General features: G+C 62.6%; 14 protein-coding genes and 1 pseudogene. 5 read left to right on the forward strand and 10 right to left on the reverse strand.

Features of this window, described 5'->3' with window-relative positions; translation table 11 throughout:
• Positions 1-14: 14 nt before the first annotated feature.
• The 4 genes from J3485_RS26935 to J3485_RS26950 form a co-directional block, all read right to left on the reverse strand.
• Positions 15-950: a hypothetical protein gene (locus J3485_RS26935; RefSeq protein ID WP_206957413.1), complete on the reverse strand. Its 936-nt coding sequence runs from the start codon at positions 948-950 to the stop codon at positions 15-17.
• Between the two features lie 18 nt (positions 951-968).
• On the reverse strand, positions 969-1865 hold the full coding sequence (locus J3485_RS26940; RefSeq protein ID WP_206957415.1) for a peptidylprolyl isomerase: 897 nt from the start codon (positions 1863-1865) through the stop codon (positions 969-971).
• A 61-nt stretch (positions 1866-1926) separates the two neighbouring features.
• Positions 1927-3645 carry a ShlB/FhaC/HecB family hemolysin secretion/activation protein gene (locus J3485_RS26945; protein ID WP_206958421.1) on the reverse strand — a complete coding sequence of 573 codons (1719 nt, stop codon included), beginning with the start codon at positions 3643-3645 and terminating at the stop codon, positions 1927-1929.
• Positions 3646-3767: 122 nt separating this feature from the next.
• Positions 3768-5903: a two-partner secretion domain-containing protein gene (locus J3485_RS26950; protein ID WP_206957416.1), complete on the reverse strand. Its 2136-nt coding sequence runs from the start codon at positions 5901-5903 to the stop codon at positions 3768-3770.
• 545 nt (positions 5904-6448) lie between these two features.
• Between J3485_RS26950 and J3485_RS26955 the strand changes: the two genes are divergently transcribed.
• Positions 6449-7096: an MFS transporter gene (locus tag J3485_RS26955; RefSeq protein ID WP_374192469.1), complete on the forward strand. Its 648-nt coding sequence runs from the start codon at positions 6449-6451 to the stop codon at positions 7094-7096.
• A gap of 77 nt (positions 7097-7173) precedes the next feature.
• On the opposite strand, the pseudogene J3485_RS26960 reads toward J3485_RS26955, so the two are convergent.
• The 3 genes and pseudogenes from J3485_RS26960 to J3485_RS26970 all read right to left on the reverse strand — a co-directional run.
• Positions 7174-7830, reverse strand: a pseudogene (locus tag J3485_RS26960) (FAD-dependent oxidoreductase); the annotation flags it as partial.
• A gap of 9 nt (positions 7831-7839) precedes the next feature.
• A complete protein-coding gene (locus J3485_RS26965; protein WP_206957420.1) occupies positions 7840-8127 on the reverse strand; it encodes a DUF1330 domain-containing protein in 288 nt (95 codons plus the stop codon).
• 71 nt (positions 8128-8198) lie between these two features.
• Positions 8199-8732: a DUF1330 domain-containing protein gene (locus J3485_RS26970; protein WP_206957423.1), complete on the reverse strand. Its 534-nt coding sequence runs from the start codon at positions 8730-8732 to the stop codon at positions 8199-8201.
• 225 nt (positions 8733-8957) lie between these two features.
• On the opposite strand from J3485_RS26970, the gene J3485_RS26975 reads away from it, so the two are divergent.
• Positions 8958-9374, forward strand: a complete 417-nt coding sequence (locus J3485_RS26975; protein ID WP_206957426.1) for an acyl-CoA thioesterase — start codon at positions 8958-8960, stop codon at positions 9372-9374.
• A 96-nt stretch (positions 9375-9470) separates the two neighbouring features.
• Here J3485_RS26975 and J3485_RS29180 read toward each other — a convergent pair whose 3' ends face one another.
• Positions 9471-9962: a helix-turn-helix transcriptional regulator gene (locus tag J3485_RS29180; RefSeq protein ID WP_242538946.1), complete on the reverse strand. Its 492-nt coding sequence runs from the start codon at positions 9960-9962 to the stop codon at positions 9471-9473.
• 153 nt (positions 9963-10115) lie between these two features.
• Here J3485_RS29180 and J3485_RS26985 point away from each other — a divergent pair, with 153 nt between their 5' ends.
• Positions 10116-11021 (forward strand): LysR family transcriptional regulator, encoded by a 906-nt coding sequence (locus tag J3485_RS26985; RefSeq protein WP_206957428.1) that lies wholly within the window; start codon positions 10116-10118, stop codon positions 11019-11021.
• A gap of 25 nt (positions 11022-11046) precedes the next feature.
• Here the strand turns inward: J3485_RS26985 and J3485_RS26990 are convergent, their stop codons facing one another.
• Both J3485_RS26990 and J3485_RS26995 read right to left on the reverse strand, forming a co-directional pair.
• Entirely contained in the window at positions 11047-11514 is a 468-nt protein-coding gene (locus J3485_RS26990) for a VOC family protein (protein WP_206957429.1), read from the reverse strand.
• A gap of 230 nt (positions 11515-11744) precedes the next feature.
• Entirely contained in the window at positions 11745-13148 is a 1404-nt protein-coding gene (locus tag J3485_RS26995) for an aminotransferase-like domain-containing protein (protein ID WP_206957431.1), read from the reverse strand.
• Between the two features lie 193 nt (positions 13149-13341).
• Between J3485_RS26995 and aptA the strand changes: the two genes are divergently transcribed.
• Together aptA and J3485_RS27005 are read left to right on the forward strand one after the other, a co-directional pair.
• Entirely contained in the window at positions 13342-14670 is a 1329-nt protein-coding gene (aptA, locus tag J3485_RS27000; RefSeq protein ID WP_508616732.1) for an omega-aminotransferase AptA, read from the forward strand.
• Positions 14671-14935: 265 nt separating this feature from the next.
• On the forward strand, positions 14936-16261 hold the full coding sequence (locus J3485_RS27005; RefSeq protein ID WP_206958427.1) for an MFS transporter: 1326 nt from the start codon (positions 14936-14938) through the stop codon (positions 16259-16261).
• Positions 16262-16361 lie beyond the last annotated feature (100 nt).

Consider the following 16361-nt stretch of genomic DNA (forward strand, 5'->3'; position numbering starts at 1 on the left):
GACGTGCACGACGCCTATTCCGCCTTCACGGTCTCCGGCGCCTTCGCAGGCTCCGGTGTCGTGGCAGTCTCCGCAGTCTCCGCCGTCTTCGCAACGGCCGACGTCTCCGGTGTCTTCGCCGTCTGAACGGTGGCCGCCGATACACCCCGGCTCGCGAGCAAATCGGCCTGAATGTTGGGCACAAGCCCCATCACCGCTTCGTCCACCCCCTGAATCGCGTGAGGCAGATCGCCCTTCAGCTCCGAGTACAGGGTGTAATGGTACGGATCGGCATTTCCCTTGTTGAAATGCAACTGGTCTTTGAAAATCGGCTCGAACGTATCGGCCTTATAAATCGTGACGTTCGCTCGGACGTCACGCGTGTACCAGGAAAACGAGCCGGGGGCAAAGTAGCCATTGGTGTTCTGAACGACCATGATCGCGTCGGCGCCCGCATAGCGCTTCCCCGCCAGAACCCACGTCGCTCCGTGATTCTTGGAGACCAGCTTTGGCATATCGTCGCCGGCTAGATCGATTTCCTTGACGGCGTATCCCTCGTTTCGGAGTTCGCCTTCGATTGCATCGACAAACTTCCGGTTCAACGCCGTGTCGCCCAGTTTTTCCGTCACGAAATCGTTGAACGTCGGATTGGTTCTGTGCGAAGCCGCACTAATGGCGCCGGAGACTGCGCCCGTGATCGCCGCCACGAGTATGCCGGGACCAATGATCATCACCGGACCGCTTCCGGCACTGAAGGCGTAATAGTTCGTCTTCTTCGGCGTGACAACCGCAATCGTCTTTACGGCGTCCATCTTCGCCGAATCGTAGGTCGCCCGGGGCGGTGCTGCGCAAGCAGTCATAAGGCACGCACAGACAGCAACCGTCACTAGCTTAGTTACCGATTTCAATTCGATACTCCGTTTAACAATGCTTTTTGGTCGCCGCGTCCTTTGTTCGCCACGGCTACGCACACGAGCGAACGACCGCCCTTACTGCTCGATATGCGCACCCTTCACGAGGTCGGTCACCACCTGCGCCGTCGCCTTCGCCACCGCAACTTGCTCGAGTTCTTTGCGCAACTGCGCCTTCGATTGATCGAACGTGGGAATTTGCGTGGGACGCATTTGATCGACGCGCAGGATCCAGAACGCATTGCCCACTTGCACGGGCGCGCTGGAGACCGCGCCCTGCGGCAGTTTCACGAGCGCTTCGGCCAGCGGCTGCGGCCAGCCCTGCGTCTGCCCTTCGGCAATCGGCGTCTTGAACGACACCCAGTTCAGCGCGCCGCCTTGCGCCGCCGCGGGCCCTGCGCTGTATTGCTTGGCGAGTTGCGTGAAGTCGCCGCCTTTTTTCAGTTGATCGAGCACGGTCTTGGCCGTCGCGGCGTCCTTGACCACGATCGCGCTCGGCTTGTATTCGTTCGTGCCGAGCGAAGCGACGATCGAGTCGTACTTGGCCTTCACGTCCGCGTCGCTCACGGGCGCCGGTTTGATGGCATCGCGCAAGTACGCTTGCATCATCAACATGGCCTTCGCTTGCTCGACTCCCGCCTTCACATCGGCGTGCGTGTCGTAGTGTTCCTTTTGCGCGGCCTGGCGGAACAATTCGCGCGCGATGAGCTGGTTCTTCAACGATGTGCGCAGCGCGGGCGTGTCTTGCTGGCCGCTCTGCCGCACTGCCGCGTCCAAATCCGATTGCGCGATCGCAACGCCGTTGATGCGCGCAATGACACCCGCAGGCAACGATGCGCCCGCGACCGAAGCGGCATGCGCGGGAGCCGGCGGCTGCGCGCCGAATGCCGGCGCGACGAGCGCCGAAAATACCGCAGCGGCAGCCATGCCGCGCTTGAACGTCGCTTTCAGATCTTGCTTCTGTTCGTGTTTCATCGGAGGGTCCTCGTAATCGGTTGGATAAGGGAAGCGACATTCGGCGCCAAAGCCGCCTAACCTATGTCGCCCAGTTCAAAGTGAAAAGCAGCACACGCGATCTCGGGCCCAGTGCCGCGGGCTGCAATAACGCTTGCCCCGCGAGCACCTCGCCCGAGATCGACTGCGAATGAAACGTCCATTGCACGCGGGCGCCGATACCTGCGCCGGCCATCGTTGGCCACCCGCCTTGCGCAACCAGATGCGCCTTGCCGCCGTCGAGAAAAACGTAGGGCTCCCAGTGCGCGTCGTGCCAAGCCGGCGCGTTCGACCAGACCCATTCGTTGCGCAGATAAAACCCACTGTCTCCGCTAACAGCCGCCTGCGAAAAACCACGCACGGTGTCGCTTCCGCCCAGAAAGATTTGCTCGTTGCCGAACAGTGCGTCGTGGCTGTATTGGCCGTTGAGCGTGCCGCGATAAGTCCAATCCGTCGGTCCGATACTGGCGAGCGGTAGTTGTAGCGTCGCATTCCAATCGGCACGCGTGAACTGTGCATGTGCATCGGTTTCGTCGATGCCGTGCTCATCGTGCGTCGCCGCGAGCCACGGCAATCCCTCGGAAATGCCGAATTCCGCCGTCAACGCACCCGGCTCCTTGTGTGCCGAGAAATGCCAAAGCCCCGACAAAGCCAAGCGCAGTACCGTCAAGTTCTCGGGTGAGAATTCCAAATCGTTCACGTTGCGCTGTGTGCTGAGCTTCGTCAGCGTCGCATCGACGGAGAGGCGCGACGTAGCGGAGTTCGCAAACACATCGTTCCAGCCGAGGATTTGGCTGAATGTTCTTCCGTACAGCAACGCAGAATCGCCGATCAGTTGCTGATACTCCGACACCGAAGTCGTATAGCTATAGGTCTGAAACCCGAACGGCACGGCTGCCGACAGCACCACCGCATTCGTATCGGTGCTGCCGATATACGAAAGTCCTAAGGACTCCTGAAGACCGAGGACGTTGTCCGCTTCCGCAGCGCCTCGATAACGAAGCTTGCCTGTCGAGGGATCGCCGTAATTGTCGATGCCGAAGTTGTAGTTGAATCGATTGCCGTACGGGTTGGTGATCGCGACGATCGAATCGCCCGCGGCTTGTCCCGGCAAAACCTGGATCTGTGCTTGATTGCGACGCAATCGGTTGATCTGATCGACGCCTTGTTCGAGATCGGGCAAGCGCAATACATCACCGACGCTTTCGGGGAACGCCCACGCCGTACCCGCATCGGTGAAGAGTCCACCGCCCTTCGTTTGCGGCAGGCCGCTTTCGGGCAAGGTAGGCGCGGGCCGCAGCGGTGCACCGTTGAGCATCATCGCTTCGATACGGCCGGGGACGATCGTCACGGCCAACGTGCCCGTCGCGAGATGTTGAGGCGTACTCAGATAAACGCGCGTCGTGATGTAGCCGTGCTCGATGTAAGCCTCGGTCAATCGGCGCAGCAACAGGTCGATGCGATTGCGGCCGAGATGTTTGCCGATGAATGGGCGTGTTACCGCGGCGAGCTGCTTGTCCGTCAGCACCTTCTCGCCCGAGAACGCGATGCGGTTGATGAGGAACGTCGGCCCCGGATCGGGCAGCGATTCGACATCGGCGCCTGCGGGAAGATTGGGTGCGGCAGGCAGCGAGGCGGGCGCGGCTTCGATCTGTGCCGGCGCTGCATTGAGTTCTCGCTGTCGTTGCTGCGTCCGCGCATCGTCGAGCATTCGCTGGCCGGGGTCTTGAATCGACGGCAACTCGGGCGCAAGCGGCGGCATGCCAGCTTGGCCCAGTCCTGGCCTAGGCGGCAGCGGCGGCACGGCTTGCGCCACGGCATCGCATGCTGGCCACGCCAGCGCGACAGCGAGCGATAACCGCGAGAGCGCGATGTTCAAAGACCTTAGAGACCGATCCACGAGACCAATCCCAAGTGACTGCCGATCGTGACCGGCTGTTGGCGCGGCGGCGCGATCGTGACGATGCCGTTCGTTGCGGTTACGCCGTTGGCGCCGGAGAACGAACCGCCGTTGACGACGCCTTGACCGACCAACGTGACCTGGCCTGAACCCGCTTCGAACACGCCGCCGTCATCGTCCGCATAGAGCATCGCCCAGCTATTGCCGAACCACGCCTTGAGGCCGAAGTCGCGATCGTAAGCCGTATAGCCCATGACGCCGGTCGCCGTCACGGTAGGCGCCGTGACGGTCAAATTACCGTCGAACGAATCGACGTATCCACCGACGTTGACCGCTTGCGTCCCCGCCTTGATCGCGATGTCGTCGTTGGCTTCGATCATTCCGCCGTAAGGCTGGACCGTGCTCGACGCACTTTCGTGGCAAAAGATGAAGCACGACTGCTGGAACGCGGCTTGCCCCGTGAATACCGCTTGGTTGAGGAACTGCTGTTGCGCCGTGATCGTGATCTTGCCGGCGTTCGTCGTGATCGAACCGCCGTCGTTGGCGACGTTGCGCCCGCTCAGCGAGATGTTGCCGCTATCGGACCAAATGTACGGTTGCTGGGTGGGCGCCTGCAGCGAGCCGTAGTCGACCGAATAGCCGTCGTCGTCCGCCGTCAAGAACAAGAAACGATGGCCGTCGTCCGAGTAGCTCGTCGGTGTGCCGCCGTTGACGCCCGAGGTGTGATCGATGACGTTGTCGATATCGCCGCCGGCACTGATCGTCACGTTGTCGTTCGATGCAATGCGCGCGTCTTGATTGACGACGTTGCCGCCGGCTTTGACGACGACATCGTCGCTCTGACCGAACACGACGCCGAGCGTGCCGGGCTGCGTCGCATCCGATGTGTTCGCGACGTTGCCCGTGACCGACAAGGTAACGGCGCCGAGCGATGCCGTATCGTTCTGGATACGCGTTGCGCCCTCGATCAGGCTGCTCGTCTCGGTGAAGTCGCCGCTGCTTTGGATGACGACACCGCTATTGGTGGACGAAACCGTCGATCCGGTCGCGCCGTCGTTCGTTGCAGTGAAGCCGTCGCTCGACAAAGTGACGCCGCCTGCCGCGGCCATCACGCTCGCCCCCGTGAGGGACAGCGCACCGCTCGTTTGAATCGATACGTTACCGGCCGCGTTCACGCTGCTGCCGGTCAGCAACTGGACGTCGCCGGCGCCGCTGAGCGTAAAGTCGCCGGCGTTCGCGAGCATCGTTCCCGCGCTGCGCACGCCGGCGCCGAGATCCGTTGCGATGAGGCTGATGCTGCCTGCGGTGATGCTGCCCGCGGGCTCGACGTTGATGGCGATCGCGTTCGGATTCGAGATCTGCGTGTTGGCCAGCGTCAGCCAGTCGTTGTTGTTGTCGTCGGGCGAGACGCCTGTGTTAAGCGTGATCTGCGATGTGCCGGCGACAGCGCGAACGTAGGCGGTGGACGACGTGTATGTGTTCGTCACAGGGCCGTTCAATTGAATCTGCTTGGCGATCAACTCCAGGCCGATCAGCGTACCGGCCAGGCCACCGGGCCCGATCGTGATCGTCCCGCCTTGCGTATCGAGCAAGACGTTGCGTTGATATTGCCCCGACCCTAGCGGCACATCGTCGTAGCTGACTTGCCCCGTGGCGAGCGCGACGTGCCCCGTGTTGACGAACGATCCACCGTTGACGGTAATGCCGTTGGGATTGGCCAGCACCACGTTCGCACGCGAGCCGAGCACGGTGATGTCGCCCTCGATCAGGCTCGGGTTCGTGCTCGTGACTTGATTGACGATCGTGCGCGCATTAGCGCTCGTGTTGTCGAGCGTCGCACCCGCTTGGGTAACGTTGAAGTTCGTGTAGGTGTTGCTCGAAACGCCGTAGGTGGCCGGCGCGATCGAAACGGTTTGACGCCCGTTGCTCGCGCTCGTCACGGTCGTTTGCGTGCCGCCGTCCGGCACGATGCCCGGCGCGGCGCCGGCATGCGCAGCACCTGCGACTAGGAAGGTCAGCAATACCGCATGGCTTAGCCATCGTCGCGCACGCGACGATGGCGCAAGCGTCGTATCGACGGTCTCTACCGTGAGCCCCGCACGGCGTATCCGCAATTGCATTGGTCTATCTCGCCGATGCGTCCGCGCCGCCATCGATGGCGATCTTGCGCTCGGTATTTCGGTTCGTTATTTACGTTGCTTCGCCATTCAATGACGCTATGGCGGATAGCCCCCGGAACAGCGTGCGCATCGTATCAAAGGAATCACCGGCATTTCCATTTGAAAAAACTATCGATATGGGTGCGACTGACGTATCGGGTCTTCGATTGAAGCGGCACTCGACGCGATGAAAGGAAATGCTGCGTTGCGGTGCAACTGCGGTGCGCCCATATGGGGCCTGAGATCTAACGGAGGCAGCGCGTTAGCTGAGCGAAAGGAAAAGTCTTACCAAAAATTACTTATTTGCTTTCTAAAAGCTTTCTTTAAAGCGTTAACTCATTTTGTCAAGCCCTGTTGTAAAAGACCATCGGTCGTGTTTATGCGGGATTCGCAAACGTTTGCGAAATTTGCGGGGCAATCCGATGCGATTAAAACAACTCGCGTGCTTGCGCTAAGCGACAACCACATGTGTATGTCCGAGCATGCCGCGCAAAGGGATTGCCCTCGTGCTCGTACCGTTATGGCTGCAGACACAGCAAGGCTATACGGCAACATGGGCCGGTATCGCCACGGCGCCGCTCGGTATCGCGGGCATCGTCATCGCGCCGCTGATCGGTCGCGTGCAGCATCGCGTCGATCCGCGCTGGTTCGCATCGCTCGCACTCGTCGGATGGGGTGCGGCTTCGTGGTGGCGCATGCGCTTCGACACGAACGTGCCGCTTGGCGAGATTGCCGGCAATGCGCTGCTAATGGGTGCAGCGACGGCGTTCTTTATTACGCCGCTCGTTTCGCTCTCGCTCGCGGCACTGCCGCGCGAGCGGCTGCCTGCCGCGTCCGGGCTGCAAAATGCGCTGCGCCGTATCGGTACGAGCGTGGCCACGTCGCTCGCCCCAACCTACTTCGAACGCCGCGCACGCGTTCACAGCACGTATCTCGTCGAGCGACTCTCCCCGCTCGATCGCGCGTTCACCGGATGGTTCGATAGCCTGCGGCACGCGGGACTATCGTCCGACGCTGCGCTCGCGACGATGTCGAAATCGGTCGACGTGCAGGCGCACATGCTCGCGCTCGACGATTTCTCCGGCGGGTGTGCGCTGCTGTTCGCGGCAACGCTCGCCGTTGTTTGGCTCGCCCGGTATCGTCGGCCAAGGTGATGCGGCCTATCTCCATCGCTATGCCGCCATCGCGCTAGCCGGAGGCGTGCGCAATGCCGGCAGGCGCGCCGACGAATCCGCGCCAAATAAGAGAGAACGAACGTCTCGTCGTCCCACCACTTCGTTAGATCGTCCACGGCCAGCCCGCCCAGCCCTTCGCGCGGATACCAGCCGCGAAAGGCCACCTGCCCCGAGAACACCGGCTGTTCGTTGCCGCGCAGCGCGCTTCGCACTTTGGAGCGCAAACCATCGGATGCGATGACGACGTCGGCATCAAAACGCGTGTCGTCGTCGAACGCAAGTACGATCGTCTCGCCGCGCCAATCGATGCCTGCCAAGCGCTTGCCCCATCGCACGCTGCCCCGCGCGACGGCCGACATCAGCGCCGCATGCAGCTCGCCGCGCAGCACGGCGACGAACGGCGAACCGAATCGGCGATGCGCGTCTTCGCCGAGGGACAGCGCATAGCGCACCTCGCCGCTCGTCGCAGTGCGGTTCAGAAAAGCACTGGGCTCTTGGCCCTTCAACAACACATGCCGATGCACGTCGAGATGGCGCAGGACGCGCATCAAGTTCGGGCTCAGATGAATGCCTCCGCCCGCCGGCGCGAATCGTTCGTACTGCTCATGAACGGTGACGTCATAACCGATGCGTTGCATCAACGCAGCCACCGCCGCGCCGCCGATGCCCGCACCGATGACGGCCACGCGTGCGCGGTCGCGGATTGCATTCATCTTCTTCCCCTAAACGCCTTCGACGATGATCGCCTTGCCGTGCGCGCTACGTTCTCGAATTGCCTTGGCCGCGCGATACTCGGGCGAGTCGTACCACGCGCGTGCTTGATCGATCGTGTCGAACTGCAGGACGACCACGCGCTTCGGCTCCCATTCGCCCTCGAGACGGCTTGCCGCCCCCCCGCGAACGATATAGCGCCCGCCATGCTGCGCGACGGTGGGCGTAGCGAGCTGTCGATATTCGCCGTACTGCTGCGGATCGTGTATCTCGATGTCGAAAATGACATAAGCGGCCATGGTTCCGGTCCTCTCGAAGTAGGACGGCGGCGGCGCACCGGGCCGGTGCGCCGCGTCCGTCACCCGTGACGCTACGCCATTAGCCCTTCGAACGCCACACTGCGCGTGGTACCGGCACAGAGGCGCAACTGTCGCGCGGCTTGATAGCCCGGCGATGCATGCCAATGCTGCGCGGCTTCCACGCTCGGGAATTCGAGCACGACGATGCGCCGCGGATGCCATCCGCCTTCGAGCGGCACGGCTTCGTCGCTGCGCGCGAGCACGCGTCCACCATGTTCGGCGATCGTCGGCAGTCCTAAGCGTCGATAGGCCGCAAACGCATCGCTATCGCGCATGACGATTTCGAGCGCATCGCGGTAAGCGTCGCGCAGCGGCGCGAGGCGCTTCGCATAGTCGAGCGCCGCGCGCGCATCGTGAACCGAGCACGGGCCGACGATCAACGCGACGCGCGTGTCCTCGCGCGCAACGATGCGTGCGAGCGCTTCGCGCGTTTCGCGCACGAGTGCCAGCAACGGCGGGTTCGGCGGCAACAGCGCGCGCAATTGCGCGGCGGTGATGAGCCGCTCGGGCATGATCGGCGATCGATAGGCAACGACAGAAGCCATGGTCTCCTCCGCTCTGTGTGGCGCGGCGAGTCGCCGCGTCCGATGGAATGGGACGCATTAGAACGGAGGCCGACCGATGCGAAAACTGGCAGAACTCTCAGAAACCGTAGGTTCGCTGGCACTTCTCTCAGTTCATTCGCGAACCGATGGGCCGTAGCCTGTCTGCGCTCGTTCACGTTCGGAACGGGCTAGGCCAGCCAGGGCACTTTCAATGGAGACACGATCATGGAAACGCAAAGGTTCGAAACGCCGATCGAGGTGAAATATCGCGACGTGGACACAATGGGACACGTCGGCAGCGCCGTCTACTACGACTACCTTCAACATGCCTATCTGACCTTCATGCACGCGCTGCTCGATCTTCCTTTGTCGAAGAAACTGCCGCACATCATGGTCAAGACGGCATGCGAGTACGTGCGCCCCGCAGGTTATGGGGATCGTTTGAAGGTATGCAGCAGCGTCACGCGATTCGGTCAAAAGAGCTTCGATATCGAGCACGTGATGCGGCTCGATAGCGACGGTGAGCCGATCGTCGCCAAAGCGTATTCGACGCATGTGATGTTCGATTACGAGCGCAATGCATCGTTACCGGTTCCAGATTCATTCAAAGAGCAAGTGAAACGGTTTCAAGGAGAAATTTGATTAGGACTGCCGAATTTTCACTGACTTGATTCGGGACGGCGACGGCGACGAGAGGGAAGCGGCGACACCCTCTCGTTTCGCCGAGCGAGAGGCGTACTAATTGAAAACGATAATGCCGAGCATAAGCGCCTTGACGGCGGCATGGGTCTTGTTCGAGGCGTTGAGCTTCGAAATTGCGCTGGCTACGTGAAAATTGATCGTTCGTTCGGTCACGCCGAGAATCATGCCGATTTCGCACGACGTCTTGCCGACCGCGGCCCAGCGCAATACTTCACATTCGCGCTCGCTCAGACGCGACACCCCCCTCGCATCGCCGCGCAACGGCAAAGGCGGCACCGTCTCCTCGCGCTTCATCAGTTGCTCCATTTTCTGCTCCGCAAAAGAAAGCAAACATGCCAGGTCACTTGCACCATGCACCGTCCGCCGCGCCGGAAACGACAATCGCATCGCATCCGAACGAAAACGGGACGGCGTATTCGAAAAAAATTCCCCGCTCACTCGATGAGGGATAAAGAGAACTACAGGATCAGCGGTTCGTTCGAGGCTTGAACTGTCGGGCGTATGCGGTTTTCGATCCGCATCTCGCATGGCCACGATAAGGCAGAAAAAGGCGTGAGCACCTGTGCGGCTTTTTATTTGTGGCGTTCAGCATAATCGTAGTTTCCGCACTGCGGAAGACGCGTAAAACGCACTATATTCATGAGTACCACGCCATGAATAGCGCTCTCGCCGGTGGCCGCCATGACTTCGATCGATCTGAATATGCTCGTCGTGCTCGACGTGCTGCTTACCGAACAGAGCGTCGTGCGCGCCGCTCAGCGCCTCGAACTGAGCCCCTCCGCGATGAGCCGAGCGCTGGCGCGGCTGCGCAACGTCACCGGCGATCAGTTGCTCGTGCGCGCCGGCCATAGTCTCGTGCCGACGCCGCTCGCGCTCGAATTGCGCGGCAAAGTCAGCGCCGTCGTCGCCGATGCGCAAAACGTCTTGCGCCCGTCGATACGGCTCGATCTGGCCTCGCTCGAACGCACGTTCACGATCCGCGCCAACGACGGTTTCATCGAGCGCTACGGCGCCCGCATCGCCGCGCTCGTCGAAGAACAGGCGCCGCTCGCGAGGCTGTGTTTCGCGGCGAAGCCCGACAAAAGCGGATCGATGCTGCGCGACGGCATCGCCGACCTCGAAGTGGGGGTGGTCAGCAACATGGCGCCGGAACTGCGCATCCAGGCCCTGTTTCGCGACAAGTTCGTCGGCGTGGTCCGCCTCGGGCATCCGCTCGTCGAAGGTGGGATGACGGCCGAACGCTACGCGGCGTATCGGCACATCAGCGTGTCGCGGCGCGGCCACGCATTCGGCCCGATCGACGATGCGCTGCGCGAGCGCGGCGCGAAACGCATCGTCAGCGTCATCGTGCCGAGCTTTCCCGACGCACTCGCGCTTGCCCGCATGACCGATCTGGTGGCCAACGTCCCCGAGCGCCAAACAGACGCCACGCGCGCAGGCATGCATACGTTCAGCTTGCCGGTCGCGACGCCCGACGTCACCGTCTCGCAAATCTGGCACCCGCGGCTAGATGGGGATTGCGCGCATCGCTGGCTGCGCATGTGCCTGCGGCACGCCTGCAGCGATGCGCCCGAGACGCTTCAGTAGGCGGCGGCGCCTGCTGCGTGGGCGATCAGCCGCGCTGCATCTCCGCCATCGCTTGCTGCATTTCTTCCATGCTCGGCTCGCGCTTGCGCGTGGCGATGTGCCAGTGGTGTCCGAACGGGTCTTCGACTTGGCCCCAGCGATCGCCCCAGAACATGTCGGCGAGCGGCATGCGAACCGTCACGCCGGCAGACACGGCACGCTCGAACGCTTTGTCCGCGTCCTCGCAGTAAAGGTAAAGGCTGACGGGCGTTCCCTTGAGTGTCTGCGGGCCGATGGCGCCGCATTCGGCGTTTTCGTCGGTCATCATCACCACCGAGTCGCCGATCTTGATCTGCGCGTGTGCGATCTTGCCGTTGGGACTGGGCATGCGGAACAGTTCCACGGCACCGAACGCCTTGACATAGAACGCGATCGCTTCGGCCGCGTTCGCGCAAATGAGGTGCGGCGTGATCGTATGCATCCCTTCGGGAATGGGCTTGACGGATGAGGTCATTCTAAGCGCTCCAAAGTCATTAATCGGTTAACGAGTGGGCCTCGTGGCGGGCAATACAGCGAGTGCACGTTCGTCCGCGTCGCGGATCGCATCGCTCATCGCTTACTACGTATTGACGTATTGCGTACCGAGAGGCTCCATTGCTACGACGAGCGGCCGCGGGCAAATTCGACATCGTCGCGCCGTATTTTTTCTCGACATGATCCGGCGCTCGCCCGACGCTTCGAAATCTAGATCATTCGCCGCAAAAAGCGCCATAAATCTTCGTCCGTCGAATAGGGCACGTTGAAGCGAAACCAGCTACTTGCCGCATCGTCAGGGCGAAAGTACGAGCCCGGCGCCAGCCAAATGCCGTCGCCGAGTGCCTCCGTGGCGATCGCGCCCGCACGCTCGGCATCGATCGGCAAACGGCCCCAAAGAAAAAGGCCGGCGCGCGGACGATGAAACAACTCGAAACCGAGCGCGTCCATCTGCGCCTCGACGAGGGCATGCGCCTGCTTGAGCCGCTCGTCCACACGCTCCACATGCCGCGCGTAACGCCCTTCCGCAATGACTTTGTCGACGATGCGCTCGTTGAGTTCCGACGACGTGAGACCGACCGCCATCTTCGTGCGCGCGAGTTCGCGCAACACGTCGCGCTGGGCCACGACGTAGCCGCAGCGCAACGCCGGCGTGATCGTCTTGGAGAAGCCCCCGACGTACAGGGCACGCCGCAAGCCTTCCATCGCCGCCACGACGGGCGCACCGGGCGCCGCGAGCTCGCGGCTCACGTCGTCCTCGATCAGCCAAAGCCCCGCACGTTCGATCGATTGCACGAGCCTGAAGGCACAGGCCATGCCGAACGTGGCGCCTGTCGGGTTTTGCAGCACCGTGTTGATGAAGGCGGCTTTGGGCCGGTGCGCGGCGATCAACGCGTCGAATGCGTCGATGTCGATCCCTGACGGCGTACGCGGCACGCCATGCACGACCAACCCCGCGAGCTTCAAGATTTGCAGCAGATTGCAGTAGCCCGGATCTTCGACGATCACAGCGTCGCCGGGCCGCAGCAACGTACGCACGATCAAGTCGAGCGCCTGCGTCGCGCCTTGCGTGAGCAACACGTTTTCGCGCTCGACCGGCAGCCCCAACGCGTCGAGCTGCTCGGCCACGCGCTCGCGCAGCGGCGCGAAACCATACGGATGTCCGTAGTCGGCGTAACGTGCTGCCGGCACGCGCGCGAGGGTGCGCAGCGCGTGATGCAGGCCGCTTTCGTTGACCCACTCGTTCGGCAGCGTGCCGCAGCCGGCTTTGATCGGCACCGATCGATCGGCGTATACGTCGGACAGCAGCCACGTCGCCGTCAAGCTTGGCGGCTGCCACTCGCGCGCTGCCGCACGCGGTGCGGGGGTGCGCCCCGCAACCCGATAACCCGAGCCGCGCCGAGCCGTCACGAGCCCCATCGACACCAATCGCCCATAGGCTTCCGTCACCGTAAACGTGCTGAGGCTCTGCGTGCGGGCGAGTTGGCGCACGGACGGCAGCGCCGCACCGGGCCGCAGCGATTGTGCGTCGATGGCCCCGGCAAAGGCGCGGACGAGTTGTTCGACAAGCGTCGGCGCGCGTGCGCGATCGCGTTCGAGGTTCAGTTCGATCATTGGATACGACCCATTCTGCCAACACAGTTTGCGCCAATTTACCAGCACAGTTGGCAGCGCAGTCGATCAACTGTTCATGTCCATACTTCGGGCACGAGCGCTACAGTGGGCGAAATCGGTTGCCGTCGTCGGTTGCCACATCGAAGCTCGAGGGCCGCCCGCGCCGCCGCCCCGACACAACAGGAGAAACGCCGTGAACTCGCCCGTCGCCGTCGAAGATCTGTCGAATTTTTGGATGCCTTTCACCGCCAACCGCCAGTTCAAGGCGGCTCCACGCTTACTCGTGTCGGCGCGCGGCATGTATTACCGCTCTCATGACGGCCGCGAAATCCTCGACGGTTGCGCGGGGCTGTGGTGCGTCAACGCGGGCCACTGCCGCGATGAAATCGTCGCCGCCGTGCAGCGCGCCGCCGGGGAACTCGACTTCGCACCAACGTTCCAGATGGGCCACCCGCTCGCATTCGAAGCCGCCGCGAAAGTCGCGCAGATGATGCCCGCGGGCCTGGACCGGATCTTCTTCGCGAATTCAGGGTCGGAGGCCGTCGATACCGCCCTGAAGATCGCGCTCGCCTATCACCGCGCACGCGGCGAAGCGCAGCGCACGCGGTTCATCGGGCGCGAGCGCGGCTATCACGGCGTCGGCTTCGGCGGCATCTCGGTTGGCGGCATCGCACCGAATCGCAAGACGTTCTCGGGGTCGCTGCTCGGTAACGTCGATCATTTGCCGCATACGCACAATCTCGAGCGCAACGCGTTTTCGAAGGGGCAACCCGCTTGGGGTGCGCACCTGGCCGACGAACTCGAGCGTCTGATCGCGCTGCACGACGCATCGACGATCGCCGCCGTCATCGTGGAGCCGGTCGCGGGCTCGACGGGCGTACTGATTCCGCCGCAAGGCTATTTGCAGCGCCTACGCGAGATCTGCACGAAGCACGGCATCTTGCTGATCTTCGACGAAGTCATCACGGGCTTCGGCCGGCTCGGCCATGCAACGGCGAGCGAGCACTTCGGCGTGACACCCGATCTCATCGCGCTGGCCAAAGCCATCAACAACGCGGCCGTGCCGATGGGGGCCGTCGCGGCCAGCCGCCAGGTGCACGATGCGATCGTGCAAAGCGGCATGCCGGGCGCCATCGAGTTGTTTCACGGCTATACGTATTCGGCGCACCCGCTTGCGAGCGCAGCCGCCATCGCCGCGCTCGAGCTCTATCGCAAGGAGCAACTGTTCGAGCGCACGCTCAGCTTGGGCGGCGCCTTCGAGCGCGCCGCGCACGCGCTCGCCGACGCACCGCACGTGAGGGATGTCCGCAACCTCGGCCTCGTCGCCGGGATCGAGCTCGAATCGCGCGAAGGTGCGCCCGGGGCGCGCGCCTCCGAGGTCTTCGTGAAATGCTTCGAGGCTGGCGTGCTGGTTCGCTACACGGGCGACATTCTCGCCTTCTCGCCGCCGCTCATCGTGAGCGAAGACGAGATCGGCAGAATCTTCGATACGGTGCGGCAAGCGCTCGCCGGCGTGCGGTGAGGAAAATCGGGGGTTTTGATGCTAGTCTCGTCCGTGTTCGCACCCATTGTTAAGTAGTTGACGACATGCGACATTGCTGCGGGGATGCCGCACGAGTGCCGCACCGATGCGCGCGTCTTTGCTACGGCGCGCCCATAAGGCGCTCGAAAGCATCCGACAGCAAAACGCAAAAGAACGGAAAGAGGCGAAGATGACCAGTCAGCAACAATCATTAGCAATCGCAGCGCGGTTCGACCGCCTGCCGCCGTCGCGCACCGTCTGGACCATGGTGATGCTGATTTCGCTCGGCGGCGTGTTCGAGTTCTATGACCTGTTCTTCACCGGCTACGTCGCGCCGGGCATGGTGCAGTCGGGGTTGTTCAAGCCCGAATCGCTCGGCTTTTTCGCGGCGCTCGCGCCGATTGCCGTCGCGGGCTTCGGCACCTTCGTCTTTGCGACGTTCGCCGGGCTCTGGCTCGGCACGCTCATCTTCGGCTTCGTCGCCGATCGATTCGGACGCCGTTTCATCTTCACGTGGTCGCTGATCTGGTACGTCGTTTGCACCGCGATCATGGCGTTCCAGCATTCGGGCCTCGCGATCAATCTGTGGCGCATCGTCGCCGGCATCGGTATCGGCGTCGAGCTCGTCACGATCGACTCGTACATCTCCGAGCTGATCCCGAGCGGCGAACGCGGCCGGGCCTACGCGATCAACCAGTTCATCACGTTCTGCGTCGTGCCGCTCGTCGCGTTTCTCGCCTACATCCTCAAAGATACGCACCCGTTCGGGCTCGAGTATTGGCGTGTCGTCATTCTGATCGGCACGCTGGGCGCCGTGTTCGTGTGGATCATTCGCCGCAACGTGCCGGAAAGCCCGCGCTGGCTCGCACGGCAAGGGCGCGTCGACGAGGCCGAGCGCATCGTCGCCGACATCGAACGCCGTGTCGAAGCCGAGAAGGGTATCAAGCTGCCGCCGCCGCAGCCGATCGGTAACGAAGTCGAAGGACGCGGCTCGTTCAGCGAAATTTTCGGCCCGCTCTATCTGAAGCGGACGATCTTGCTCTCGATCTTCAACATGGCTCAGGCGATCGGCTTTTACGGTTTCGCCGCGTGGGTGCCGACGCTGCTCATCAGCCGCGGCGTTCACATCACGACGAGCTTGCAATACGCCTTCATCATCGCGATCGCGAACCCGTTCGGCCCGCTGCTCGGTACCCTCTTCGCCGACAAGATCGAGCGCAAGACGCAGATCTGCGGCGGCCTGTTGATCATGGGCATCGTGATCGCGCTGTTTTCGCAGGCGTCCGCACCGGCGCTGCTGATCGTGCTCGGCGTGCTCTTCACGCTCGCCTCGAACGTCATGTCGTATGCCTATCACGGCTATCAGGCGGAACTGTTCCCGACGCGCGTGCGCGCGCGCGCCGTGGGCTTCGTCTATTCGTGGAGCCGGCTCGCCGTCGCCTTCGCAGGGCTCGCAATCGGCGTTTTGCTCCACAAGTACGGCGTGCCGGGAGTCGCGGTGTTCGTCGCCGCGGCGATGGTCATCGGCATCTGCATGATCTTGCTCGGACCGTCCACGAAGGGACGCGCGCTCGAGGCGATCAGCCACTGATCGCGCGCACTGGCCCACTAACGCACGCGGCGCGATACCGCGTGCGCTAGGGAAACACTGATTTATTCGACTCGACGGTCATCGCATCGGCCGCCGAGGA

The organism is Trinickia acidisoli (assembly GCF_017315725.1).
In the GTDB taxonomy this organism is placed as follows: Bacteria; Pseudomonadota; Gammaproteobacteria; order Burkholderiales; family Burkholderiaceae; genus Trinickia; species Trinickia acidisoli.